Genomic DNA, 23,216 nt, shown 5'->3' on the forward strand with positions numbered 1-23,216 from the left:
CCCGAAACCGAAGGACTAGATGTGCGTCTCCTGAATCGCTCGGCGGGTCGACTGTCCCGGCACCGCCGCGGCCCGCTCGCCGGGTTCATGGTCCTGCTGCTGGGCCTGCTGCTGACCGGTGGGCTCTACACCGCGTTCTCCCCCGCGTCGGCGGATCAGACGACGGCCAGCGAGGAGCAGATCGCCCAGGGACGTGAGCTCTTCCTCGTGGGCTGCGCCTTCTGCCACGGCCAGAACGGTGAGGGTGTCCGCACCATCGACTCCCAGGGCGGCGACAACCAGCTCGGCCCGTCCCTGGTCGGCGTCGGCGCCGCAGCCGTCGACTTCCAGGTCGGCACCGGCCGGATGCCGATGGCCCAGCCCGGCGCTCAGGTGCCGAGCAAGACCCCGACCTACACCGACGACGAGGTCGCCGCGCTGGCGGCGTACGTCGCCTCGCTGGGCCCCGGCCCGGCGATCCCCGACGAGGGCGACTACAGCATCGAGGGCCTGTCCGACGAGGAGCGCCAGGAGGCGATCACCCGCGGCGGTCAGATCTTCCTCACCAACTGCACGGCGTGCCACAACTTCGAGGGCTCCGGCGGCGCGATGCCGCGCGGCGGCTACGCGCCGAAGATCCGCGGCGTCGAGCCGCGCTACATCTACGAGGCCATGCTGACCGGCCCGCAGAACATGCCGAACTTCTCCAACGGCAACCTCTCCCCCGACGAGAAGCGCGACGTCATCGCCTACCTCGGCTCGCTCGACGAGATGCCCAGCTACGGCGGCTTCGGATTCGGCGGCATGGGCCCCGTGCCCGAGGGCCTGGCGGCCTGGCTGTTCGGCATCGGCCTGCTGACCGGCGCCGCCGTCTGGATCGCCGCCCACACGACCCGCTCGGACAAGAAGAAGGTGGAGGCGTGAGCACCCCGCCCACGAACGACGACCACGCGCACGACGAGCCCGTGGACGAGAACCTGCCCGCTCGCGACGACCTGTTCGCCAACCCGGGCCTGCCGGAGCACCACTGGCGTCCCACGGACGTCGACCCGAAGGCCGAGAAGCGCGCCGAGCGGCAGGTGGCGACCCTCTTCGGGCTGTCGGCCGTCTGCACGATCCTCCTGATCGTCTCCTACTTCGCCTTCGAGATCGGCGAGGACCCCGACGTCATCGGCGGCTTCGGCGCCTCCAACCTGACGATCGGCCTCTCCATGGCCGGCATGCTGCTCTTCATCGGCATCGGCATCATCCAGTGGGCCCGCAAGTTGATGGCCGACCAGGAGATCGTCGAGTACCGCCACCCCGCCGCATCCTCCGAGGAGGACCGCCAGGCGACGCTGGCCGCGCTCAACGCCGGCCTCGAGGAGTCCGGCATCGGCCGGCGCCCGCTGGTCCGCAACTCGCTGCTCGGCGCGCTGGGCCTGCTCGGTCTGCCGGCCGTCGTGATGCTGCGCGACCTCGGCCCCACGCCGCACCAGGTCGGCCCGGACAAGAAGATCGACTACCCCGGCGCCGGCATCGAGCACACCATCTGGGCGAAGGGCATGCGCGTCGTACGCGATGTCGTCGGCACGCCGATCAAGCCCTCGGACCTCGAGATCGGTGACCTCGTCAACGCCGAGCCCGAGGCCCTCTTCAACGGCGGTGAGGACGGCGAGCCCCTCGAGGGCGTCGTGCTCCAGATCAACAAGTCCAAGGGTGCCGTCGTGGTCGTCCGGATGGAGCCCGACGACATCATCCCAGGCAAGGGCCGCGAGAACTGGTCCGTCGACGGGATCGTCTGCTACTCCAAGATCTGCACGCACGTGGGTTGCCCGATCTCGCTCTACGAGCGGACCACCCACCACCTGCTCTGCCCCTGCCACCAGTCGACCTTCGACCTCGCCGACTCGGCCAAGGTGGTCTTCGGCCCCGCGGCCCGCGCGCTGCCGCAGCTGCCGCTGGAGGTCGACTCCGAGGGCTACCTCGTGGCGCAGGCACCATTCGACGAACCTGTGGGACCTAGCTTCTGGGAGCGTGGCTGATCATGGTGGACACGAGCAAGGTCGCCACCAGCAACACGACGACCGCGGCGACGGCCAAGAAGCCGAGCCGGGCAGGCGCGATCGCCACCTGGGCCGACGAGCGCCTCGGCCTCGCATCGATGGCCAAGAAGAACCTGCGCAAGGTCTTCCCCGACCACTGGTCGTTCATGCTGGGCGAGATCGCGCTGTGGAGCTTCGTCGTCCTGCTGCTGACCGGCGTGTTCCTCACCCTCTGGTTCACGCCGAGCATGGGCGAGGTCACCTACCACGGCTCCTACGAGCAGCTGCGCGGCATCCACATGTCCGAGGCGTACGCCTCGAGCCTCAAGCTCTCCTTCGACGTCCGCGGCGGCCTGCTGATGCGCCAGATGCACCACTGGGCCGCGATGCTCTTCATCGCGTCGATGATGGTGCACCTGCTCCGGGTGTTCTTCACGGGCGCCTACCGCAAGCCGCGCGAGCTCAACTGGGTGATCGGCTCGCTGCTGCTGCTCCTCGGCACGCTCGAGGGCTTCACCGGCTACTCGCTGCCCGACGACCTGCTGTCGGGCACGGGCGTCCGCGCCGCCGACGGCTTCGTCAAGGCGACGCCGGTGGTCGGCACGTACATGTCGTTCTTCCTCTTCGACGGCGAGTTCCCGGGTGAGGCGATCATCCCGCGGCTCTACACGATCCACGTGCTGCTGATCCCGGGCCTGCTGCTGGCGCTGATCGCGGCCCACATGCTGCTGCTCGTCTACCACAAGCACACCCAGTGGCCTGGTCCCGGCCGCACCGAGAAGAACGTCGTGGGCTTCCCGATGCTCCCGGTGTACGCCGCCAAGGCCGGTGGCTTCTTCTTCATCGTGTTCGGCGTGACCGCCCTGATGGGTGCGGTGCTGTCGATCAACCCGGTGTGGAAGTACGGCCCGTACGACCCGTCCAAGGTGACCGCGGGCTCCCAGCCCGACTGGTACATGGGCTGGCCGGACGGGGCGCTGCGGATCATGCCCGGCATCGAGTCGCACTTCTGGGGCGTGACGCTCAGCTGGAACGTGCTGCTGCCCATCCTGGTGCTGCCGATGCTGATGTTCACGATCCTGCTGCTGCTGCCGTTCATCGACGCCTGGATCACCGGCGACAAGCGCGAGCACCACCTGTTGGAGCGCCCGCGCAACGCGCCGACCAGGACGGCCACCATGGTCGCGCTGATGACGATGTACGGCCTCTTCTGGGCGGCCGGCGGCAACGACATCATCGCGATCAGGCTGCACGCGTCGATCAACCAGATCACGTACTTCCTGCGGGCGGCGGTCTTCATCGGTCCGGTCATCGCCTTCGTGATCACCCGGCGCTGGTGCATCTCGCTGCAGCGCAAGGACAACGACGACCTGCTCCACGGCTACGAGACCGGCATCATCATGCGGTCGGCCGAGGGTGGCTACTCCGAGAAGCACCTGCCGCTGGCGCCGTCGCGGGCCTACACGCTCACGGCGCGCGACCGCGACCCGGTGCCGAACGGTCACCACGAGGAGGTCGACGCCAACGGCCTGCCGGGCCCGGCCAAGGGACGCTTCACGGGTCTCCGCAACCGGATCCGCACGGTCTGGTACGCCGACAACGTGCAGAAGCCGACGCCGGAGGAGCTCGCTGCGGGCCACCACCACGCCGAGCACGAGCACGAGCTGCAGAGCCCGATGGACGGCCACGCCGCCGACGGCCACCAGTTCGACGGCCACCACCTGGTCGAGGACGAGAACCTGCGCTCGCACTGACGCCACTGCAGGGCCACTCCGAGGCCGCCCCTCTCCCCCCAACGGGAGTCGGGCGGCCTCGGTCGTTTCGCTGACCCGTCGCTTCGGCACGCTCTGGGAGTGCCGACCCGTCGCTTCGGCACGCTCTGGGAGTGCTGACCCGTCGCTTCATCACGGACCGCGATCCTGGCCGGACCAGGTCAGACCGCCGAAGCGCCGACGGGCGGCGACGATGCCGGCCCGGAGTCGACGCTCGACGTGCGCGCCCGGACCCCAGAGATCGGACGCGGTGAAGACGTCGACGATCCACCCCTCGTGCTCGACCAGCCACGACCGGCGAGCACGATCGTGCTCCTGGCGCTCCGGCCCGTGCCACTGGGGTCCGTCGTACTCGGCCGCGTACCGGAGGTCGGGGACTCCGAGATCCAGGTAGAACCACCCGTCGGGCCCCTTCGCAGGCACTTGCGGGACCGGCAGCGGCAGCTCCTGGCAGTCGCGCCACCGCAGCTTCATCACGCTCTCGGGCGGCGACTGGGCCAGACCGTCGACGTACGGCGCCGTGCCACGGAACGTCCGCACGCCCCGGTACCCCTTGAACCGGCTGTCACCGAGCCTGACGAGATCGCTCGCATCGAAGTCGGCGATCGCTGCCATGGCGTCCATGCCGGCGAACCCCTGCTCCCGCGGCAGCAACAACCCGAGATCGCAGGCGGTACGGAGCTTGCTCGTGACGTGAAGGTCGCCGATCTGCACCACCTCCCCCGGGAGGAAGGTGCGCTCCCCGCTCTGGGTGAGGTCGTTGCGGAGCCGGTATCCCGCTCTCGACCGATACATCGAGACCGGAGGGACCGCGAGGTGGTCGTTGGGCGCGAGCACCATCGACGCACCGTGGAACCACCCGGCAGTGCGGTCGGTGACGACGGCGTCGTCCGGGACCACCAGCCTCAGGCAGGCGGCACGCAGCTCGAGTCCGTCGGCGAGCTGCGCGGCGTACGCGACCCCACGGATCGGGGTGATCAGCAGGCCGTCCGCCACCCAGGTCGCCAGCTGGCGCCGGCTGACCCCGGCTGCCCGTGCCTCAGCAGAGGTGAAAGGTCGGTCGATGGGAACCGGAGCATCCGGTCCCAGGAAAGGCGTGTGTCGGGGTACGTCGGTCATGGGCAGGTCGATGCCCCCACCGACCAGGTCGCCAATCAGACGCAGTGGTCACCTGTGGACAACGCGTCGACGTGCGCGCCGTAGCGACGGGTCAGCGCTCTCACGCGTTCCCAAGCGACGGGTCAGCGCTCTCACGCGTACCCAAGCGACGGGTCAGCGCTCTCACGCGCACCCAAGCGACGGGTCAGCGATCAGGAGAGAGCGGATGCCTGGGCGTACTGGGCGAAGGACTCGTTCCAGTCGCCGTAGCCGTTGTCGAGCGTCATCGGGCGGTCGGTGCCGGTGTACTCGACCACGTCGCCGCGGCGGCTCATGGCGTAGAGCCAGGCCGCGTTGTCGGTGCTCATCCCGGTGCACCCGTGGGACACGTTGGCGTAGCCCTGGGAGCCGACCGACCACGGGGCGGCGTGGATGAACTCGCCCGAGTAGGTCAGCCGCATCGCCCACTGGACGTTGTCGAGGTCGTACGCCTCCGCACCGGTGATGCCGACGGTCTCGGAGTTCATCCGCTTCGAGTCGAACTTCTCGATGATCACCTTGGTGCCGGAGCGAGTGGTGAAGCCGGCCTTGCCGGTGGTGATCGGGATCGTCCGGAGCAGGGAGCCGTTGCTGAAGACCTTCATCTGGTGGGTCTGCGCGTCGACCTTGTAGATGTGCGCGTCCCCGACCTCGAAGTCCAGCTGGCGGCTCTCCTGGCCGTAGATGCCGTGGCCCGCCGGGATGCTGTTCACGTCGACGTCGACGTGCACGTCGGTGCCGGCCTTCCAGTACGTCTTCGGGCGCCAGTGGGCCTCGGTGTCGCTGAGCCAGTGCCACGCGCCCGGCTGGCGGGGGGTCGACGTGACGCTCATGTGCTTCTCGAACGACGCACGCTCGGTCACCGGGAGGTCGAACGTGACGATCACCGGCATCCCGACGCCGACCGTCTCGCCGGCCAGCGGGGCCACCGACGGGTAGGTCTGCTCGTCGAGGGTGAGGTCCTGCGTCGTGAACTTCGACGTACGGCGGACCTGCTTGCCGTTGGTGCCCTGCGCGACCGTCTTCACGACGTACGACGTGCCGGGCTCGAGGCGGCTGTCGGCCTTCCAGGAGAGCCCGTTGCCGGCCATGGTGCCCGCGAGGGCGCCCTCGGTCGACGTCACGTCGACCGACTCGAGCTCCGCGTTGGCGACCGTGACGGCCAGGGTGGTGTCGACCGAGACGTCGGCGGTGCCGCTCTCGACGTTGAGGCTGACCTTCGGCTTCGCGACCGGCGCCGCCGAGCTGCTGGTGGCGTCGGTGGGCTCCGAGCCGACGAGGGGCGCGTCGTTGGTGTCGCAGGCCGTCAGGCCCAGGGCGGCGATGGCGACGAGCGCGGCTGCGCCGGCGATCGCTCGGCGCCCGTGTCGGCGCTGACGACTCTCGGACATGCGAAAACTCCCCGTGACTGGCTGCGTGCGGTCGTACGTCCAGCGTAACCGCCGGGCCCCACGAGTCCGATTCGGCGCGACGTGCGAAGGCTCACGCCGTCCGAGCGCAACCAAACCGCCGTGGCGAGCGTCAGTGCGCGTGCTCGCCGCGGTAGTACTCGAAGATCCAGCCCACCAGCGCCAGGGCACCCAGGGCGACCCCGATGATGAAGAGCCACCACGCGTAGGCCGCGACGCCGTACACGCACACACCGAGCGCGAGGGCGCACCACAGCGGCCACCAGGAGTACGGCGGGAAGAAGCCCAGCTCGCCGGCGCCGTCCGCGATGTCGCCGTCCTTGCGGTCCTCGGGACGTGGGTCCATGTTCTTGGCGTGGAACCCGAGGTAGAGGGTCACCATGGCCGAGAGCAGGGTCGTCATCGTCAGCGCGGAGGTGCCGGTCCAGTCACCGGTGATGAACCAGTAGGCGGGGCTCACCAGCACGAAGAAGATCGTGCAGATCCCGAAGATCCAGGCTTCAGACTTCATCGGGCGTCGCCCTCCGGGTCGGCGTTGCGGTCGCGGAGCATCTCCTCGCGACCCTCCATGTCGGGTGCGTCCGCGACGTCACCGTCGCGAGCGGCTTCGTTGTCCTCCAGCTCGATCGCCGCGACCTCCGGGTGGTGGAGGTCGAACGCCGGAGACTCGGAGCGGATCCGCGGGATCGTCACGAAGTTGTGGCGCGGCGGCGGGCAGCTGGTCGCCCACTCGAGCGAGCGGCCCCAGCCCCACGGGTCGTCGGTGTTGACCAGGGGCGCCCGGCGCGACACGTAGACGTTGTAGAGGAACGGCAGCGTCGAGGCACCGAGCAGGAACGCACCGATCGTCGACACCTGGTTGAGGGTGGTGAAGCCGTCGTCGGGCAGGTAGTCGGCGTAGCGCCGCGGCATGCCCTCCACCCCCAGCCAGTGCTGCACGAGGAACGTCGTGTGGAAGCCGATGAACAGCAGCCAGAAGTGCAGCTTGCCGAGGCGCTCGTCGAGCATCCGGCCGGTCATCTTCGGCCACCAGAAGTAGAAGCCCGCGAACATCGCGAACACCACCGTGCCGAACACGACGTAGTGGAAGTGCGCGACCACGAAGTAGGAGTCGGAGACGTGGAAGTCGAGCGGCGGGCTGGCCAGGATGATGCCGGTCAGGCCACCGAAGAGGAACGTCGTGAGGAAGCCGATCGACCAGAGCATGGGCGTGTCGAACGAGACGGACCCGCCCCACATCGTGCCGATCCAGTTGAAGAACTTCACTCCTGTGGGCACCGCGATCAGGAACGTCATGCCCGAGAAGAACGGCAGGTCGACCGCGCCGGTCACGAACATGTGGTGCGCCCACACCGCGACCGAGAGGATCGCGATGCCGAGCGTCGCACCGACCAGGCCGATGTAGCCGAAGATCGGCTTGCGGCTGAAGACCGGCAGGATCTCGGTGACGATGCCGAAGAACGGCAGCGCGATGATGTAGACCTCGGGGTGCCCGAAGAACCAGAACAGGTGCTGCCACAGGATCGCGCCGCCGTGGGCGGTGTCGAAGACGTGGGCGCCGAGCTGGCGGTCGGCCTCGAGCGAGAGCAGCGCGCCGGCCAGGACCGGGAAGGCGATCAGCACGAGCAGGCTGGTGACCAGCGTGTTCCAGACGAAGATCGGCATCCGGAACATGGTCATGCCGGGCGCGCGCATGCAGATGATCGTGGTGATGAAGTTGACCGCACCGAGGATGGTGCCGAGACCGGCCATCCACAGGCCCATGATCCAGAGGTCACCGCCGACGCCGGGTGAGCGGATCGCGTCGGAGAGCGGCGTGTAGGCGAACCAGCCGAAGTCGGCCGCGCCCTGCGGGGTCAGGAAGCCGGAGGCGGCGATCAGCCCACCGAAGAGGAACAGCCAGTAGCTGAACATGTTCAGGCGCGGGAACGCGACGTCCGGCGAGCCGATCTGGAGCGGCATGATCACGTTGCCGAACCCGAAGAACAGCGGCGTCGCGAACAGCAGCAGCATGATCGTGCCGTGCATCGTGAAGAGCTGGTTGTACAGCTCGTCGTTGACCACCTGCATGCCCGGGTAGGCGAGCTCGGAGCGGATCAGCATCGCCATCAGGCCGCCCACGAGGAACCAGGCGAACGACGTCCCGAGGTAGAGCTTGCCGATCAGCTTGTGGTCGGTGGTCGTCAGGACCCGCGCGACCTGCTCACCGAGACGCGGGCGCTCCGTCCCTCCGGTGGCGGTCGGGTGTGCGGTCGTGGCGGTCACTCCGCCCCCTCCTCGGCTCGTCGCCGGAGAGCCCGGCCTGGGTGCTGGCGAAGGAGCCGCCGAGCAGCGGCGCGTCGGACTCGGCGCCGGCGTCCTGGAGCTGCTGGAGGTACTCCTGGTACTTCTCGACGCTCACGACCTCGACGTTGAAGAGCATCCGCGAGTGGTAGACGCCGCAGAGCTCGTAGCACTTCCCGCGGAACGAGCCCTCGCGGGTCGGCGTGATCTCGTAGTGGTTCACGCGACCGGGGACGACGTCCATCTTCATGAGGAACGCCGGCACCCCGAGGTCGTGGATCACGTCGGGCGAGTGCAGGTTGAAGCGCGTCGTCAGGCCGACCGGCAGGACCAGGGTCGGGATGTGCGAGCCGGTGCCGGCCTCGTGGACGTACGACGAGTAGGGGAACTGGTCGTCGAACAGGTCGTCGTCGGCCGAGCGGTCCTGCTCGCCGATGCCGTAGTTGAAGGTCCACGACCACTGCTGGCCGGTGACCTCGATCGTGTTGTCGACCTTGCGGTCGTCGTCGAGGACGAAGTTCTGGGTGTCCACCGTGTGCACGAAGAAGACGATCACCATGATGACCGGCGCGATCGTGTAGAAGATCTCGAGCGGCAGGTTGTAGCGCGTCTGGATCGGGATCTCGTCGTCGCTGCGACGGCGGAAGTGGAAGATCGCGTAGAAGATCAGGGCCCACACGATCACGCCCGTGATCAGGGCGGCGATCCACGCGCCCTGCCACAGGTTCAAGATGTGCTCGCCCTGCTCGGACGCCGGGTCCGGCATCGCGAACCGCTCCCACTCCCCCTTGGTCTCGGAGGAGCAGCCGCCCAGCACCAGCACGCTGATGCCGAGGACGGCGAGGGCGGTCACTCGACGGGCTGTCCCGTGGTTGCCGGCCACACGCTTGGGGAGTTGCAGACCCACGAACGAGCCTCTCTCTCAACGATCTCGGATACGCCGAACACTATAGGAATCGAGGACCGGTTTGAGCGGTGGGGCACCCGGTACGTTCGGTGTGTGACAAATGCCGCTGACGGACCGCGGGTGCCCCCGTCGGCCTATCTCGACGCAGCCTCCTCCGAGCCCCTCCATCCCGCCGCCCGCGACACCCTGCTGGCGGCCCTGGACCGCGGGTACGCCGACCCGCGCCGGCTGCACGGTCCGGGCCGTGACGCGCGGCTGCTCCTCGACAATGCGCGCGCCGTGGTCGCGGAGTGCCTGGGCGTGCGACCCGACGAGGTGTCGTTCACCCACTCCGGCACCGAGGCCGTGCACCGCGGCCTCCTCGGCCTGCGCGCCGGGCGGCCCTGGGCCGGCTCCGCGGTCGCCTACTCGGCCGTCGAGCACTCCGCCGTGCTGCACGCGCTCGAGTGGACCCGGTCGGAGGACCACGTCGTCCTCCCGGTCGACCGGCTCGGGCGGGTGACCGGGCCGGTGCCCGCGGGCCTCGCCGCCGTCGCGGTCCAGTCGGCGAACCACGAGGTCGGCACGCTCCAGCCGCTCGACCGCCTCGACCTGCCCGACCGCACCCCCTTGTTCGTGGACGCCGGCGCGTCGATGGGTCGGCTGCCGCTCCCCGACCGCTGGGACGTGCTCGCCGGCTCGGCCCACAAGTGGGGCGGTCCCGCCGGGGTCGGCGTCCTCGTCGTCCGCAAGGGGACGTTCTGGGCCAACGCGTTCCCCGGCGAGGACCCGCTCGACGAGTCCGCGACCGGCTTCCCGAACGTCCCCGCCGCCCTGGCCGCGGCGGCCGCGCTCCGCGCCGTCGTGGCGGAGCGGGACGAGGTCAACGCCCGCCAGTTCGCGCTGATCGACCGGATCCGGGCGGCGGCCGCCGCCGTGCCGGACGTCGAAGTCGTCGGCGACCCGGTCGACCGGCTGCCCCACCTGGTCACCTTCTCCTGCCTGTACGTCGACGGCGAGGCGCTGGTGACCGAGCTCGACCGACGGGGGTACGGCGTGGCGAGCGGCTCGGCCTGCACCGCGTCGACGCTCACCCCCAGCCGGGTGCTCGAGGCGATGGGGGTGCTCACCCACGGCAACGTCCGGGTCTCGCTGACCCGCGACACCACCGACGAGCAGGTCGACGGCTTCCTGGCCGCGCTCCCCCAGGTCGTCCGCGACATCCGCGCCGAGGCGGGACTGTGACCGCGGATCTCGAGCTGGACTGCCGCGGGATGCTCTGCCCGCTGCCGGTCATCGAGCTCGGGAAGCGCTACACCGAGGTGCCGGTCGGCGGGCTGGTCGCGGTCGCGGCCACCGACGTGGCCGCGCGGACCGACGTACCGGCGTGGTGCCGGATGCGCGGTCAGGAGTACGTCGGCGTGGAGCCGGCCGCGGACGGCGTGCCGCGCTACCTCGTCCGGAGAGCTAGCTGATCGCCTTGAGGTGCGGCTCGACGTCGTCGGCCGCCTCGCGGCCGTAGGACTCCTCGATCCGGGCCAGGAACTGGCTCGCGGTGAAGGTGTACTCCTGGGTGCCGACGGTCTCGACGACGTAGGCGGCGAGCACGCACCCGACCTGGGCGGCCCGCTCGAGGCCGACCTGCCAGGTCATCGCGGCCAGGAAGCCGGCGCGGAAGGCGTCACCGACGCCGGTGGGCTCGAGGGCGACGACGTTGCTCGCGGCCGGCAGCTCGATGGTGGGCTCGCCCTCGCGCAGGATCTGGACGCCGTTCTTGCCGAGGGTGGTGACCTGGATGCCGACCCGCGAGAGGATCTCGGCGGCCGACCAGCCGGTCTTCTGCTCGATCATGTGCGACTCGTACTCGTTGGAGAAGAGGATCGCGGCGCCGTCGATCAGCTTGCGGATCAGGTCTCCCTCGCTGAAGGCGAGCTGCTGGCTCGGGTCGGCGATGAAGGGGTAGCCGCGCTGGCGGCACTCCTCGGTGTGCCGGAGCATCCCGTCGGGGTCGTCGGCGCCGATCAGCACGTAGTCGGGTGTGCCGACCCGCGCCACGATCGGCGAGAGCTCGATCAGCCGGGACTCGCTCATCGCGCCCGGGTAGAACGAGGCGAACTGCGCCATCGTGGCGTCGGTCGTGCAGACGAACCGCGCCGTGTGCCGGGTGTCGGAGATGCGCACGTGCGAGCAGTCGACGCCGTGTCGCTCCAGCCAGGAGCGGTAGTCGGCGAAGTCCTCGCCGGCCGACCCGACCAGGACCGGTCGCAGCCCGAGCCGTCCGAGGCCGAAGCACATGTTGGGCGCCACCCCGCCCCGCCGGATCTCGAGGTCCTCGACGAGGAAGGAGACGGAGAGCTTGTCCAGCTGCTCCACCACGAGGGAGTCGGCGAACTTGCCCTGGAAGGTCATCAGGTGATCGGTGGCGATCGACCCGGCGATGAGCAGCGACATGCCGCGAAGACTACCGATGGGTACCGCTGGGACTACCCCTCGGTAGCCAATAGCGTCGATGGCATGACCGACACCTCGACTGCCCGGCTCGCGTACGACGACCCCTCGACGCCCGCCGAGATGCGCGACGACTGCCGCGCCGTCCAGGCGTCCCTCACCCGGCCGCTCGCCGCCGCGGCCAGCGAGCTGTCGCGCGAGCAGCGCAAGCCGGGGATCGAGATCTCTGCGGCCACCGCCCGCATCGCGGGCGCGCTGCACCTCCAGGTGGACGGCGACTGAGGACCCCCTCCCTCAGACGCACGACAGCCCCCGCCGGTCGCCCGGCGGGGGCTGTCGCTATGTGGCTCAGTTCAGGTTGATTCGTGAACTCACCGGGTCTCGATCAGTGGAACGAGTCACCGCACGCGCACGAACCCGTGGCGTTGGGGTTGTCGATCGTGAAGCCCTGCTTCTCGATGGAGTCGACGAAGTCGATCATCGCGCCGTTGAGGTAGGGGACGCTCATCCGGTCGACGACGACGGACACGCCGTCGAAGTCGGTGACGACGTCGCCGTCGAGGCTGCGCTCGTCGAAGAAGAGCTGGTAGCGGAGGCCCGAGCAGCCGCCCGGCTGCACGGAGATGCGCAACGACAGGTCGTCGCGGCCTTCCTGCTCGAGAAGGCTCTTCACCTTGCCGGCAGCGACGTCGCTCAGGTTGATCTGGTCGGTGCGGCGCTCGGTGGTGGTCTCGACCTGCTCGGTCATGTGCGGTTCTCCCAAGGTCGGAGGAAGTGTGTTACCGAGTCCAATGGTCGCACATGACCGGTTATTCCCTGGACCACGTGCGCGCGATCCGCTGGGCCAGGTCGGCGAGCGCACCGGACGGGTCGGCGAAGGCGCGCTCCTTCCCGACGAGGTCGACCAGGGAGTACGCCGACTCGATGCCCAGGGCGCGCATCTCCCGCGAGCCGACGAGCACCTGACCGGCGAGCACGACGCACGGCCGGATCGCCTCGGCGGCGACCTCGGCCACGCCGTAGGGCACCTTGCCCGCGCGGCTGGAGAAGTCGAAGGCGCCCTCGCCGGTGAGGACCAGGTCGGCGGCCCGGGCCCGCTCGGCCAGCCGCACCGCGTCGCCGACGACACCCAGGCCGGGCTCGCGGGTGCCGCCGAGGAGCAGCACCGCGAAGCCGAGGCCGCCGGCGGCGCCGGCGCCCTTCTCGAGCGAGACCCGGCGGTCGGTGGCGGCGGCGAGCTCCTCCAGCCAGCCGTCCACCACGGGCAGCCGCTCCTCGGGGATGCCCTTCTGTGGCCCGAAGACCTTGGTCGCGCCGAACAGCCCGGTGAGCGGGTTGTCCACGTCGCTCGCGGCCACCAGCTCGACGTCGAACGCCGGCAGCTCGACGCGGGTGATCCCCTGCAGGCCCGCCACCCCGCCGTCGAGCGGCCGGTCGGCGGTCGCGCCGAGGGCCGCGAGGAGGCCGGCTCCCCCGTCGTTGGTGCCGCTGCCGCCGAGCCCGATGACGATGCGGGTCGCCCCGGCGTCGACCGAGGCCAGGACCAGCTCGCCGACGCCGTACGTCGTGGCCGTCTCGGCACCCTCGCGGCCCGTGAGGTGCAGGCCGCACGCCTGCGCCGCCTCGACGTACGCCGTGGCGCCGTCGAGCAGCACCGTCGCCGGGGTCGGCTCGCCGTGGGGTCCGCGCACCGTCACCGCCAGGAGCTCGCCCCCGAGCGCCGCGTGCAGCACGTCGACGAAGCCCGGCCCGCCGTCGGCCATCGGGGCCAGGTCGAGCTCGTCGTCGGGAGCATGGCGCCGCCAGCCCTCGGCGATCGCTGCGGCCGCCTCCACCGCGGTGAGGGTGCCGGCGAACTTGTCGGGTGCCACGAGAACTCGCATGCGGGCATTGTGGCGCGCGCCCTACGGTGACCGCGTGGGAGACCTGACGATCCGGCCGATGACCTCCGACGACGTCCCCGCCGCGGAGCGCGTCAGCGACGAGGGCTTCTTCGACCTCGACGTGCGGATGCGCACGGTCTCCGACCCGGAGCCCACGCGCCGCGGGGACGCCCATCGGGCGGTCTGGATCGAGCGGACCCGGCACCTCGTGACGACCGACCCCGGGGGCTGCTGGGTCGCCGAGGACGACACCGGTCTGGTCGGGATCGTCACGTCGTACCGCCGCGAGACGCTCTGGTGCCTGGCGACGTACGCCGTGCTGCCGGGCCGCCAGGGCCGGGGCATCGGCAAGCCTCTCCTGGCCGCGGCGCTCCAGCACGGCAGGGCCTGCACGCGCGGGATGCTCTCCGCGTCGGCGGACCCGAAGGCGCTGCGGATCTACCACCAGGCGGGCTTCGAGCTGCACCCGCAGATGTCCCTCACGGGCATCCTCGACCGCAGCGCGATCCCGGTCGTCGAGAAGGTCCGCGACGGCAGCGCGGGCGACATCGACCTGATGGACTCGCTCGACCGGGCCACCCGGGGTGCCGCGCACGGACCCGACCACGCGCTGATGCTGCGCACCTGGCACCTGCTGGTCTCCGACACGACGACGGGCTCGGGCTACGCCTACGTCAACGAGCGCGGCCAGCTGGCGCTCCTGGCCGCCTCGAACCGGCGGACGGCGACCCGTCTGCTCTGGGCCGTCCTCGCGGACGGTCCCGAGGAGGTCGCGGTCGACCACCTCACCGCGGCGAACCAGTGGGCGCTCGACGTCGGCTTCGCGGCCCGGCTCGAGCTGCACCAGAAGGGCTGTCTCGGGCTGCGCGGGATGAAACCGCCCGCGCCGTACGTTCACCACGGTGCCCTGCTGTGACCGCCGCAGCGATCGATGTGGCCCGAGAATAGGATCGACCCATGACGACCGTCGACCTCCCGCTGCTGCCCCTGGGGCGCGGCACCGACCTCAACAGCGAACGCGGCGTCGAGTGCCCCGGCGACCTGCCCTCGGCGTCCGACCCCGACCTGGTGGCGCGCGCGCTGGCAGCCAAGGAGGCGCTCGGCGACCGGGTCTTCGTGCTCGGTCACCACTACCAGCGCGACGAGGTCATCCAGTTCGCCGACGTCACCGGTGACTCCTTCAAGCTCGCGCGCGACGCGGCCGGTCGCCCCGACGCGGAGTACATCGTCTTCTGCGGCGTCCACTTCATGGCCGAGTCGGCCGACATCTTGACCAGCCCCGACCAGCAGGTGATCCTCCCGGACCTCGCCGCCGGCTGCTCGATGGCCGACATGGCCCGCCTCACCCAGGTCGAGATGGCGTGGGCGGCGATGACCGAGGCCGGTGTCGCCGAGTCCGTCGTCCCGGTGACCTACATGAACTCCAGCGCCGACATCAAGGCGTTCTGCGGCCGCAACGGCGGCGTCGTCTGCACCTCGAGCAACGCCGAGGTGGCGCTCGAGTGGGCCTTCGCCCAGAAGCCGGACGCGAAGGTGCTGTTCCTGCCCGACCAGCACCTCGGCCGCAACACCGCCGTCCTCAAGATGGGGCTGACCCTCGACGACTGCGTCGTGTGGGACCCGCACCGCCCGAACGGCGGCCTCACCCCCGAGGAGCTGCGCGACGCCACGATGATCCTCTGGAAGGGCCACTGCTCCGTGCACGGCCGCTTCACCGCCGAGGTCGTCGACGAGCTGCGCGCGACCATCCCCGACGTCCAGATCCTGGTGCACCCCGAGTGCGCCCACGAGGTCGTCCTCAAGGCCGACCTGGTCGGGTCGACCGAGTTCATCATCACCACCATCGAGGCGGCCCCGGCGGGCTCGAGCTGGGCGATCGGCACCGAGCTCAACCTGGTCAAGCGGCTCGCCGCCGCCCACCCGGACAAGCGGATCACGTTCCTCGACAAGACCGTGTGCTACTGCTCGACGATGAACCGGATCGACCTCCCCCACTTCGTGTGGGCGATGGAGTCGCTGGTCGCCGGCCAGGTCGTCAACCGGATCGAGGTCGACCCCGAGACCGAGAAGTGGGCGCTGGTCGCGCTCGAGCGGATGCTCGCCCTGCCGGGCAAGACCCATAAGGACTAGGGGTCAGAGCGGCAGCTCGAACCACGCGCAGGTCCCGCCGGACGGCGAGTTCGTGAGGCCGATCCGGCCGCCGTGCGCCTCGACGATGCGCCGGCAGGTCGTCAGGCCGATGCCCGAGCCGTCGACGTCGTCGTTGACCCGCGCGAGCGGCTGGAAGACCCGCTCCTGCTGGTCCTCCGGGATGCCGGGGCCGCGGTCGCAGACCTCGATCCGCCACCTGTCCCCGAGCCGGGTGCCGTCGACCTCGATGTGCGCGGGCTCTCCGCGCCGGGTGAACTTCGCGGCGTTCGCGACCAGGTTCTGCAGCACCGCCCGGAGCTGGACCGGGTCCCCGGTCACGGTCGGCAGGTCGCCGGTGACCACCGTCGCGCCGTCCAGCGCGGTGGCCAGGTCGTCGCGGACGTCGGCGAGCACGGCGGCCAGGTCGACCTGGACCCGCTGCAGCTCGCCCCCAACGCGGGCGAAGGCGAGCAGGTCGTCGATCAGCGACTGCATCCGCTCGGCGCCTCCGATCGCGCGGGTGACGAGGAACTCCAGCTGCTCGGGCCCGCCACCGAGGTCCTCGCCGATCATCTTCAGTGAGAGGCTGACCGCGGTCAGCGGGTTGCGCAGGTCGTGGCTGACCTGGCCGGCGAACGCCGCGAGCTGCTCGTTCGACCGCTCGAGCTCCGACTGGGTGCGCTGCAGCTCGTGCAGCGAGGTGCTCAGCTCACGGGTGCGCAGCTCCAGCTCGAGCAGGTCGACGACCCGCTCGGCGAGCGCCTGCAGGGCCTGCGCCTGCGCGGGCGCGATCGTCCGGGGCTCGTTGTCGAAGACGCAGAGGGTCCCGATGACGATGCCCTCGGGGGTGACCAGCTGGTGGGCCGCGTAGAACCGGATATCGCCGATCACGCCCGTGACGAACGGGTTGTCCCGAAAGCGCGGGTCCTTGGTGGCGTCCGGCACCACCACCGGCGCACCCTCGTGGAGCACCACGTGGCACATCGAGTCCTCGCGCCGGCAGACCGAGGCGTCGAAGCCGTGCGTGGCCACCTGGTGCTGCTCCTGGTCGGTGATCAGGTTGATCGTGGCCATCGGCACCCTGGCCACCTGCGCCGCGACCCCCACCAGTGCGACCAGGTCCGCCCGCGGGGGGTCGGTCAGGATCCGGTACTTGCCGATCTCGGCGACCCTCGGCGCATCCGCCGGGTGGGTCGTCGTCACGTTGACAGAGGTTCCCACCCGCACAGCCTAAGGCAGACGTCAGCGCGGACCGCTACGGGCTCAGGATGCCCGGAGCCCCACGCCCGCGCCCGGGAGGGCGGTCCCCCCTGCCGCTGCCGGGCGCTCAGACAGCCGGCAGGGTCACGGTGAAGGTCGTGCCCACACCCAGGGTGGAGGCGACCTGCACGGTGCCCTCGTGGCGATCGACGATCCGTTCGACGATCGCCAGCCCGAGCCCGGTGCCGGGCTGGCTCAGGGCGTCCGGGTTCGCCGTCCGGAAGAAGGCGTGGAACAGGCCGACCTGATCCTCCTCCGCGATGCCCAGACCGTCGTCGGCCACGGCCAGCACGACCTGGTCGCCGTGGCGGGCGGCAGACACCGTGACGGTCCCGCCCGAGGAGGTGTACTTCACCGCGTTGCTGAGCAGGTTGCCGAGGAGCCGGTCGAGCTCCGCAGCGTCGCCGCGCACGACCAGCTCCGAACCGTCGAGCCGCACCTGGAGGTCCAGCCCCTTCGACCGGGCGGTCGACTCGACCAGTGCCACGACGTCGTCGACGACGACGCGGAGGTCGACCGGCGCCCGCACCAGCGGATGCTGCGGGTGGCTCACGCGAGCGAGCATCAGCAGGTCGTCGACCACCTTCTGCATCCGGCGGGCGCCCCGGGTCATGGCCTCCTCGTAGCGCGCCGCCGGACCCTCCAGGCCGAGGTCGGCGAGCATCTCGAGGTTGCCCGAGATGACCGTCAGCGGGGTGCGCAGCTCGTGGGACAGGGTCGCGATCAGCTGCCCGCGGTAGTCGTCGAGCTGTTGCAGCTCCAGCACCAGCCGGCGCTCGCGCTCCAGCGCGCGGGAGGTCATCAGGGCCGCCCCCAGGTCGTGGCCGATCTGGAGGGCGGAGTCGACCTCCACCGACGACCAGGGCGGGTCCTCGGCGCGACGCGTGAGCACCAGGAACCCGAGGCAGCCCGCACCGACACCCAACGGCACCGCCAGCATCGACGCGACGCCGAGCTCCGCCAGCTGGCGGCGCGCCTCGTCCAGCAGGTCGGCCGTCGAGCCCTCGGGCAGCCACGGCTCCTCGTCGTCGGCGACCACCAGGACCCGCTGCTCCTCCCAGAGTCGCGGTGCGAGCTGCCGCGCCAGGTCGACCACGCGGTCGGAGAGGTCGACCAGCTCGCCGTGTCGGGATCGCGCATAACCGCGTCCGACGTCCGGCTCGAGCACCTGGATCCAGGTGCCGCTGGCCCGGAAGCCCTCGACGAGGGGCCGGTGGGTGTGCGCGAGCACGGCCTCGAGAGACGCCTGTGCGGGCATCGAGGCCGAGCGGATGATCCGCCGCGCCGCCTCCGCCTGCGCGACCTGCTGCACGAGGGCCTCCCGTTCGAACGCCGTCAGCACGGCTCGTTCGGCCTGCGCGGCGTAGCGTTCGAGAAGACGCCGCTGGGTGGCGCCGGGCCGGTGACCTGAGACCGGCCTGTCCACCGAGAGCACGCCGACCAGGTCGCCCCGGTCGTCCCTCAGGCAGCCCAGCAGGACGTCGTAGGGGTGCCAGGCGTCGGGATGGTCGGCGCGGCGCTCCATCGTGACCGCCCAGTGACCGTCGATGTCGTGGTCGTAGTCCTCGCCCGCGAGGAAGCGGAACCGACCCCACGTCTCGGCCTGCGCCAGGACCGGGTCGAGGACCGAGACCGGGTCGACCCCCATGATCTGCTCACGGATCTCCTCAGGCCCGGTGAAGGCCATCGTGTGCAGCTCCCCCTCGAGCACCACGGAGAGCGCAGCGACCTCGAAGCCGATCATCTCGGCGACGGACTCGACCATCAGCTGCAGCACGCCCCGGGCCGACGAGTCCGACCAAGCGACCCGGTCGGGCCTGCTCTCCACCGCGCAGTCACCGCACACCGCTCCCCGCCTCCCGTCGATCCCCGTCGGATATTGTGGCGCCCGGGAGGCCGGTCTGCTCGGCAGGTCAGATGCCGGGCGCGCCCCAGAGCGCGAGCCAGCGGCTCAGGTCCTGCTCCATCGGGAGTTCGCCGGCCAGGGTGTCGCGGATCTGCATCTCGAGCAGGTTGTCGCGGCGCTGCGGGCCGCTCGGCGCGAATGCGTAGAAGCTGGCCTGCTTGTAGAGGTAGACGAGAGCGACCCGGCGCCCGCTCGGGTCGGCGAACGGCACCACCGAGCAGAGCAGGCCGGGCCCGAAGCCCTGGCCCTCCAGGGCGGTGTTGACGGCGTGCAGGTCGGTGCAGAGCCCGGCGGTGTCGTCGGGCTCGCGGTGGGCGACGAGCCAGGTGTAGCCGTACTCGTCGCGCGTCACCTGGACGTCGGGCGCGTCGGGGTCGGCGTTCAGCAGCTCGACGACGTCGTCCTGCATCTCCTGGAAGGCGCCGCCTGCGGCGGCCCGGAAGCAGACCGAGCCCTCCCCCGTCGGGCGCAGCCCGATGGTCGTCTCCAGCGTGATCGCCGCGCTCGGCACCAGGAACAGCGAGTCCAGGTTGGCCTGCTTGGGCCGGGAGCGGCCGGTGATGACGTCCCAGAGACCCATCAGGTCGGGCGGCTGAGCTCGGCCTGGATCTTCGCGAGCTGTTCGAGACGCTGCTCGAGCGTCGGGTGGGTGGAGGTCAGGGTGCGCAGCGAGACGCCGCGGACCGCGGGGGCGATGAAGAACGCGTTCATCGGCTGCGAGGCGCGCAGGTCGCGGTCGGGGATGGTGTTCATCTCGCCGGTGATCTTCTGCAGCGCCGACGCGAGCGCGGCCGGCTTCATGGTCAGGTAGGCACCGGCCCGGTCGGCCGAGAGCTCGCGGTAGCGCGAGAGCAGCTTCAACAGCAGGAAGCTGACGGCGTACGTGACCAGGCTGACGAGCAGCACGACCAGCCAGACGGGCAGCCCACCGCTGTTGTTGTCGCGGCGGCCAGTGCCGAAGAACATGCCGAACTGCGCGCCCCGCGTCAGCATGCCGGCCACGATGCCGGCGCTGGATGCGACGGTCATCACCAGCACGTCGCGGTGGGCGACGTGGGACAGCTCATGGGCGAGCACGCCCTCGAGCTCCTCGGCGTCGAGGGTCCGCAGGATGCCGGTGGTGACCACGACGACCGAGCGCTGCGGCGACCGGCCGGTGGCGAACGCGTTGGGCAACCGGGTGTCGGCGATGCCCACCCGCGGCTTCGGCATGTCGGCCAGGGCGCAGAGCCGGTCGATCATGCCGTGCAGCTCGGGCGCCTGCTCGGGGCTGACCTCACGGGCTCCCATCGCCTTCATGGCGACGGTGTCGGACTTGTACCACTGGAACCAGGCGATCCCGAGGCCGATCAGCCCGATCAGCACCCCGATGCCAGGCCCCATCGAGCTCCAGAAGAGCGACATCACGACGACCACGAGGCCGACGAAGAGCCCACCGAGCAGGAACATCACCAGCGTCATCCGGGCGGTGAGCCCGGCGTCGCCGACGAACCGTGTGCGTGCCATACGAGCGATTCTTGCCGGTCGCTCCAAGCCGTTAGGGCTGGTTGCCCTCGGCGGTGTTCTTCTCGGGCTCCGCCTTCAGGATGTCGCCGCCGTTCTCGGCCGCCTCGATCTGCTGCGGGGCCGATGCGCCGCCCTTGAGCGCGGCGAGCTCGGCCTCGACGTCGGCCGCGGAGCTCATCGCGTCGAGCTCGCGGGCGATGTCGTCGCCGGAGCCGGTGGAGCTGACGTCGTCGAGCGCGCCGGAGGCGATCAGCTCGTCGATGGCGCCCGCGCGGGCCTGCATCTGCGCCGTCTTGTCCTCGGCACGCTGGATCGCGGCCCCCACGTCGCCCATCTCGTCGCCGATGCCCGACATCGCCTCGTTGATGCGGGTCTGCGCCTCGGCGGCGGTGTAGGTCGCCTTGATCGTCTCCTTGCGGGTGCGGAAGGACTCGACCTTCGCCTGCAGCCGCTGCTGCGCGAGGGTCAGCTTCTCCTCCTCGCCCTGGAGCTGGGCGTGCTGGACCTTGAGGTCGTTGATCTGGGTGGTGAGCCCGGACTTGCGGGTCAGCGCCTCGCGGGCGAGGTCCTCGCGCTCCATCGTGATGGCCTTCTGGGCCTGGTCCTGGAGCTTGGTCGACTGCTGCTCGAGCTGGTTGATCTGGAGCTCGACCCGCTTGCGGCTGGTCGCCACGTCGGCGACCCCGCGCCGGACCTTGGAGAGCAGGTCGAGCTGGCGCTGGTAGCTGTAGTCGAGCGTCTCGCGCGGGTCCTCGGCGCGGTCGAGCGCCTTGTTGGCCTTCGCGCGGAAGATCAGGGTGAAGCGCTGCCACATGCCCATGAGGACGAATCCCTCTCCATATGAATCACACGTCTGAATCCCCAGCCTAGGCACAAAAGCAAGCACACGCGACGGCGCCGGTAGTCTGGGGCACGTTCTGTCGTACCCACTCCCGTGTAAGGCCCCGCGTTGTTCCGTCGCAGCAAGTCAGAGTCCGCCACCCCCGCCGAGCAGACCGTCACCAAGGTCGGGGGCAAGGGTCGACCCACCCCCACCCGCCGTGAGGCCGAGGCCGCCGCGAGGGCGCGCGCGAAAGTCCCGCGCAGCCGCAAGGAGCTGGCCCAGTCGCAGCGCTCCATGCGCTCGGAGTCGAGCAAGAGCATGCGCCAGGCGATGAAGGACGGCGACGAGCGCTACTACCCGGCGCGCGACCGCGGCCCCGTGCGCCGCTTCGTCCGCGACTTCGTCGACTGCCGCTTCTCGTTCGTCGAGCTCGTCATCCCGCTGCTCCTCGTCACCATGGTGCTCGGCTACTCCGGCAACCAGACGTTGAAGCAGTGGGGCAACACGATGCTGCTGCTCACCGTCGTCATCGTCCTGGGCGACATGTTCATGCTGCGGTTCCGCCTCGGTCGCGAGCTCGCCCGACGGTTCCCGGACGCGCCCACGAAGGGGCTGACCTACTACGCCGTGACCCGGGCGATGCAGATGAAGTTCATGCGACTGCCCAAGTCGAAGGTGAAGATCGGCCAGCAGCTGCCGGACGACTACCGCTAGCCGAAGTTGCGGCGCTGCGGCGACTCGGTGCGCGCCGCGTCGCGGACGGCGATGTCGCCGACCACGTCGTCGATCGCCTTCATCGTGGCGGCCTCGAGGCGTACGCCGGCGGCCTTGACGTTGTCGGTCACCTGCTCGGGCCGGCTCGCGCCGATGATCGCCGCCGACACGTTGTCGTTCTGCAGCACCCACGCGACGGCCAGCTGGGCCAGCGACAGCCCCGCCTCGTCGGCGATTGGCTTGAGCCGCTGGACGCGCTCGAGGACGTCGTCCTGCATCCAGCGGCTGATCATGTCCTTGCCGCCCTTCTCGTCGGTCGCGCGCGAGCCCTCCGGCGGCGCCTGACCGGGCAGGTACTTGCCGGTCAGCACGCCCTGCGCGATCGGCGACCAGACGATCTGGCCGATCCCGAGCTCCTCGCACGTCGGCACGACCTCGGCCTCGATGACGCGCCAGAGCATGGAGTACTGCGGCTGGTTCGACACCAGCGAGATCTTCAGCTCGCGGGCCAGCGCGTGCGCCGCCCGGATCTCCTCGGCCCGCCACTCCGAGACCCCGATGTAGAGAGCCTTCCCCTGCCGGACGACGTCGGCGAAGGCCTCCATCGTCTCCTCGAGCGGGGTCTCGTAGTCGTAGCGGTGCGCCTGGTAGAGGTCGACGTAGTCGGTCCGGAGCCGCTTCAGCGACCCGTTGATCGACTCCATGATGTGCTTGCGCGACAGCCCGTGGTCGTTGTGCTTGCCGGGCCCGGTCGGCCAGTAGACCTTCGTGAAGACCTCCAGCCCCTCGCGCCGCTCCCCCGCCAGCGCCTTGCCCAGCACCGTCTCGGCCGCGGTGTTCGCGTAGACGTCGGCCGTGTCGAAGGTCGTGATGCCCTCGTCCAGCGCCTGGCGCACACACGCGGTCGCCGCGTCCTCCTCGACCTGCGACCCGTGCGTCAGCCAGTTGCCGTACGCGATCGCCGAGATCTTGAGTCCACTACCGCCGAGGTTCCGAATCTCCATGTGCTCGACCCTATCCACCGGTGGTTGAGGAAGGCGCGCAGCGCCTGTCTCG

Annotated in this window: 22 protein-coding genes and 1 pseudogene; 9 read left to right on the top strand and 14 right to left on the bottom strand. The window is 70.3% G+C overall.

Translation table 11 applies throughout. The features are described from left to right. Positions 1 to 21 precede the first annotated feature (21 nt). The 3 genes from PD653B2_RS23625 to PD653B2_RS23635 are packed head-to-tail and all read left to right on the top strand — an operon-like array spanning position 22 to position 3,757. Entirely contained in the window at positions 22 to 903 is an 882-nt protein-coding gene (locus tag PD653B2_RS23625) for a c-type cytochrome (RefSeq protein WP_089504063.1), read from the top strand. After that, a complete protein-coding gene (locus tag PD653B2_RS23630; RefSeq protein WP_085874875.1) occupies positions 900 to 2,003 on the top strand; it encodes a ubiquinol-cytochrome c reductase iron-sulfur subunit in 1,104 nt (367 codons plus the stop codon). Before PD653B2_RS23625 ends, PD653B2_RS23630 begins: the two co-directional genes overlap by 4 nt. Positions 2,004 to 2,005: 2 nt before the next feature. After that, the gene (locus PD653B2_RS23635; protein WP_085874876.1) at positions 2,006 to 3,757 is read left to right on the top strand and encodes a cytochrome b; all 1,752 of its coding nucleotides are present in this window, start codon (positions 2,006 to 2,008) and stop codon (positions 3,755 to 3,757) included. 150 nt (positions 3,758 to 3,907) lie between these two features. On the opposite strand, the gene PD653B2_RS23640 is transcribed toward PD653B2_RS23635, so the two are convergent. The 5 genes from PD653B2_RS23640 to coxB form a co-directional block, all read right to left on the bottom strand. Beyond that, positions 3,908 to 4,894: a type IV toxin-antitoxin system AbiEi family antitoxin domain-containing protein gene (locus PD653B2_RS23640; RefSeq protein WP_345775759.1), complete on the bottom strand. Its 987-nt coding sequence runs from the start codon at positions 4,892 to 4,894 to the stop codon at positions 3,908 to 3,910. A 191-nt stretch (positions 4,895 to 5,085) separates the two neighbouring features. Further along, positions 5,086 to 6,303: a L,D-transpeptidase gene (locus tag PD653B2_RS23645; RefSeq protein WP_085874878.1), complete on the bottom strand. Its 1,218-nt coding sequence runs from the start codon at positions 6,301 to 6,303 to the stop codon at positions 5,086 to 5,088. A 130-nt stretch (positions 6,304 to 6,433) separates the two neighbouring features. Further along, entirely contained in the window at positions 6,434 to 6,832 is a 399-nt protein-coding gene (locus tag PD653B2_RS23650) for a cytochrome c oxidase subunit 4 (RefSeq protein WP_085874879.1), read from the bottom strand. After that, a complete protein-coding gene (gene ctaD, locus PD653B2_RS23655) occupies positions 6,829 to 8,586 on the bottom strand; it encodes a cytochrome c oxidase subunit I (protein WP_085874880.1) in 1,758 nt (585 codons plus the stop codon). The genes PD653B2_RS23650 and ctaD overlap by 4 nt, the downstream gene beginning before the upstream one ends. After that, on the bottom strand, positions 8,525 to 9,511 hold the full coding sequence (gene coxB, locus PD653B2_RS23660) for a cytochrome c oxidase subunit II (RefSeq protein WP_207559352.1): 987 nt from the start codon (positions 9,509 to 9,511) through the stop codon (positions 8,525 to 8,527). Before coxB ends, ctaD begins: the two co-directional genes overlap by 62 nt. A gap of 93 nt (positions 9,512 to 9,604) precedes the next feature. Between coxB and PD653B2_RS23665 the strand changes: the two genes are divergently transcribed. After that, positions 9,605 to 10,735, top strand: a complete 1,131-nt coding sequence (locus PD653B2_RS23665) for a cysteine desulfurase family protein (RefSeq protein WP_085874881.1) — start codon at positions 9,605 to 9,607, stop codon at positions 10,733 to 10,735. Beyond that, the gene (locus tag PD653B2_RS23670; RefSeq protein WP_085874882.1) at positions 10,732 to 10,965 is read left to right on the top strand and encodes a sulfurtransferase TusA family protein; all 234 of its coding nucleotides are present in this window, start codon (positions 10,732 to 10,734) and stop codon (positions 10,963 to 10,965) included. Before PD653B2_RS23665 ends, PD653B2_RS23670 begins: the two co-directional genes overlap by 4 nt. On the opposite strand, the gene PD653B2_RS23675 is transcribed toward PD653B2_RS23670, so the two are convergent. Then, positions 10,958 to 11,941, bottom strand: coding sequence for a carbohydrate kinase family protein (locus tag PD653B2_RS23675; protein WP_085874883.1), 984 nt, complete (start codon positions 11,939 to 11,941; stop codon positions 10,958 to 10,960). The genes PD653B2_RS23670 and PD653B2_RS23675 overlap by 8 nt on opposite strands. Before the next feature lie 63 nt (positions 11,942 to 12,004). On the opposite strand from PD653B2_RS23675, the gene PD653B2_RS23680 reads away from it, so the two are divergent. Continuing rightward, positions 12,005 to 12,220, top strand: coding sequence for a hypothetical protein (locus tag PD653B2_RS23680; RefSeq protein ID WP_085874884.1), 216 nt, complete (start codon positions 12,005 to 12,007; stop codon positions 12,218 to 12,220). Positions 12,221 to 12,323: 103 nt separating this feature from the next. Here PD653B2_RS23680 and erpA read toward each other — a convergent pair whose 3' ends face one another. Together erpA and PD653B2_RS23690 are read right to left on the bottom strand one after the other, a co-directional pair. Then, positions 12,324 to 12,686 (bottom strand): iron-sulfur cluster insertion protein ErpA, encoded by a 363-nt coding sequence (gene erpA / locus PD653B2_RS23685; RefSeq protein ID WP_056148953.1) that lies wholly within the window; start codon positions 12,684 to 12,686, stop codon positions 12,324 to 12,326. Between the two features lie 61 nt (positions 12,687 to 12,747). Further along, positions 12,748 to 13,821 (bottom strand): glycerate kinase, encoded by a 1,074-nt coding sequence (locus PD653B2_RS23690; RefSeq protein ID WP_085874885.1) that lies wholly within the window; start codon positions 13,819 to 13,821, stop codon positions 12,748 to 12,750. A gap of 34 nt (positions 13,822 to 13,855) precedes the next feature. Between PD653B2_RS23690 and PD653B2_RS23695 the strand changes: the two genes are divergently transcribed. Beyond that, positions 13,856 to 14,737 (top strand): GNAT family N-acetyltransferase, encoded by an 882-nt coding sequence (locus PD653B2_RS23695; protein WP_085874899.1) that lies wholly within the window; start codon positions 13,856 to 13,858, stop codon positions 14,735 to 14,737. A gap of 41 nt (positions 14,738 to 14,778) precedes the next feature. Then, complete coding sequence (nadA, locus tag PD653B2_RS23700) at positions 14,779 to 15,951, top strand: quinolinate synthase NadA (RefSeq protein ID WP_085874886.1); 1,173 nt, start codon at positions 14,779 to 14,781, stop codon at positions 15,949 to 15,951. A gap of 3 nt (positions 15,952 to 15,954) precedes the next feature. On the opposite strand, the gene PD653B2_RS23705 is transcribed toward nadA, so the two are convergent. From PD653B2_RS23705 to PD653B2_RS23725, 5 genes and pseudogenes are all read right to left on the bottom strand, one after another. Beyond that, positions 15,955 to 17,172, bottom strand: coding sequence for a sensor histidine kinase (locus tag PD653B2_RS23705; RefSeq protein ID WP_207559353.1), 1,218 nt, complete (start codon positions 17,170 to 17,172; stop codon positions 15,955 to 15,957). 106 nt (positions 17,173 to 17,278) lie between these two features. Then, complete coding sequence (locus PD653B2_RS23710; protein WP_085874888.1) at positions 17,279 to 19,039, bottom strand: sensor histidine kinase; 1,761 nt, start codon at positions 19,037 to 19,039, stop codon at positions 17,279 to 17,281. Between the two features lie 85 nt (positions 19,040 to 19,124). Next, positions 19,125 to 19,697, bottom strand: a complete 573-nt coding sequence (pspAB, locus tag PD653B2_RS23715) for a PspA-associated protein PspAB (protein WP_085874889.1) — start codon at positions 19,695 to 19,697, stop codon at positions 19,125 to 19,127. Continuing rightward, the gene (gene htpX, locus PD653B2_RS23720) at positions 19,697 to 20,623 is read right to left on the bottom strand and encodes a zinc metalloprotease HtpX (protein ID WP_085874890.1); all 927 of its coding nucleotides are present in this window, start codon (positions 20,621 to 20,623) and stop codon (positions 19,697 to 19,699) included. Before htpX ends, pspAB begins: the two co-directional genes overlap by 1 nt. Then, positions 20,575 to 21,443 (bottom strand): annotated as a pseudogene (locus PD653B2_RS23725) (PspA/IM30 family protein). The gene htpX and the pseudogene PD653B2_RS23725 overlap by 49 nt, the downstream one beginning before the upstream one ends. 129 nt (positions 21,444 to 21,572) lie before the next feature. Between PD653B2_RS23725 and PD653B2_RS23730 the strand changes: the two are divergent. Next, positions 21,573 to 22,160, top strand: a complete 588-nt coding sequence (locus PD653B2_RS23730) for a DUF3043 domain-containing protein (RefSeq protein WP_085874892.1) — start codon at positions 21,573 to 21,575, stop codon at positions 22,158 to 22,160. On the opposite strand, the gene PD653B2_RS23735 is transcribed toward PD653B2_RS23730, so the two are convergent. Next, positions 22,157 to 23,164: an aldo/keto reductase family protein gene (locus PD653B2_RS23735; protein ID WP_085874893.1), complete on the bottom strand. Its 1,008-nt coding sequence runs from the start codon at positions 23,162 to 23,164 to the stop codon at positions 22,157 to 22,159. The genes PD653B2_RS23730 and PD653B2_RS23735 overlap by 4 nt on opposite strands. Positions 23,165 to 23,216 lie beyond the last annotated feature (52 nt).

Origin of the sequence: Nocardioides sp. PD653-B2, from assembly GCF_002117935.1 — a bacterium.
Lineage (GTDB): Bacteria > Actinomycetota > Actinomycetes > Propionibacteriales > Nocardioidaceae > Nocardioides.

Excerpts from the sequence above, each read along its gene's own strand:
- PD653B2_RS23640 (WP_345775759.1), bottom strand. The coding sequence starts at position 4,894 with ATGACCGACGTACCCCGACACACGCCTTTCCTGGGACCGGATGCTCCG.
- nadA (WP_085874886.1), top strand. The coding sequence starts at position 14,779 with ATGACGACCGTCGACCTCCCGCTGCTGCCCCTGGGGCGCGGCACCGAC.
- erpA (WP_056148953.1), bottom strand. The coding sequence starts at position 12,686 with ATGACCGAGCAGGTCGAGACCACCACCGAGCGCCGCACCGACCAGATC.
- htpX (WP_085874890.1), bottom strand. The coding sequence starts at position 20,623 with ATGGCACGCACACGGTTCGTCGGCGACGCCGGGCTCACCGCCCGGATG.
- PD653B2_RS23645 (WP_085874878.1), bottom strand. The coding sequence starts at position 6,303 with ATGTCCGAGAGTCGTCAGCGCCGACACGGGCGCCGAGCGATCGCCGGC.
- PD653B2_RS23690 (WP_085874885.1), bottom strand. The coding sequence starts at position 13,821 with ATGCGAGTTCTCGTGGCACCCGACAAGTTCGCCGGCACCCTCACCGCG.
- PD653B2_RS23635 (WP_085874876.1), top strand. The coding sequence starts at position 2,006 with ATGGTGGACACGAGCAAGGTCGCCACCAGCAACACGACGACCGCGGCG.
- PD653B2_RS23675 (WP_085874883.1), bottom strand. The coding sequence starts at position 11,941 with ATGTCGCTGCTCATCGCCGGGTCGATCGCCACCGATCACCTGATGACC.
- PD653B2_RS23650 (WP_085874879.1), bottom strand. The coding sequence starts at position 6,832 with ATGAAGTCTGAAGCCTGGATCTTCGGGATCTGCACGATCTTCTTCGTG.
- pspAB (WP_085874889.1), bottom strand. The coding sequence starts at position 19,697 with ATGGGTCTCTGGGACGTCATCACCGGCCGCTCCCGGCCCAAGCAGGCC.
- PD653B2_RS23680 (WP_085874884.1), top strand. The coding sequence starts at position 12,005 with ATGACCGACACCTCGACTGCCCGGCTCGCGTACGACGACCCCTCGACG.
- PD653B2_RS23735 (WP_085874893.1), bottom strand. The coding sequence starts at position 23,164 with ATGGAGATTCGGAACCTCGGCGGTAGTGGACTCAAGATCTCGGCGATC.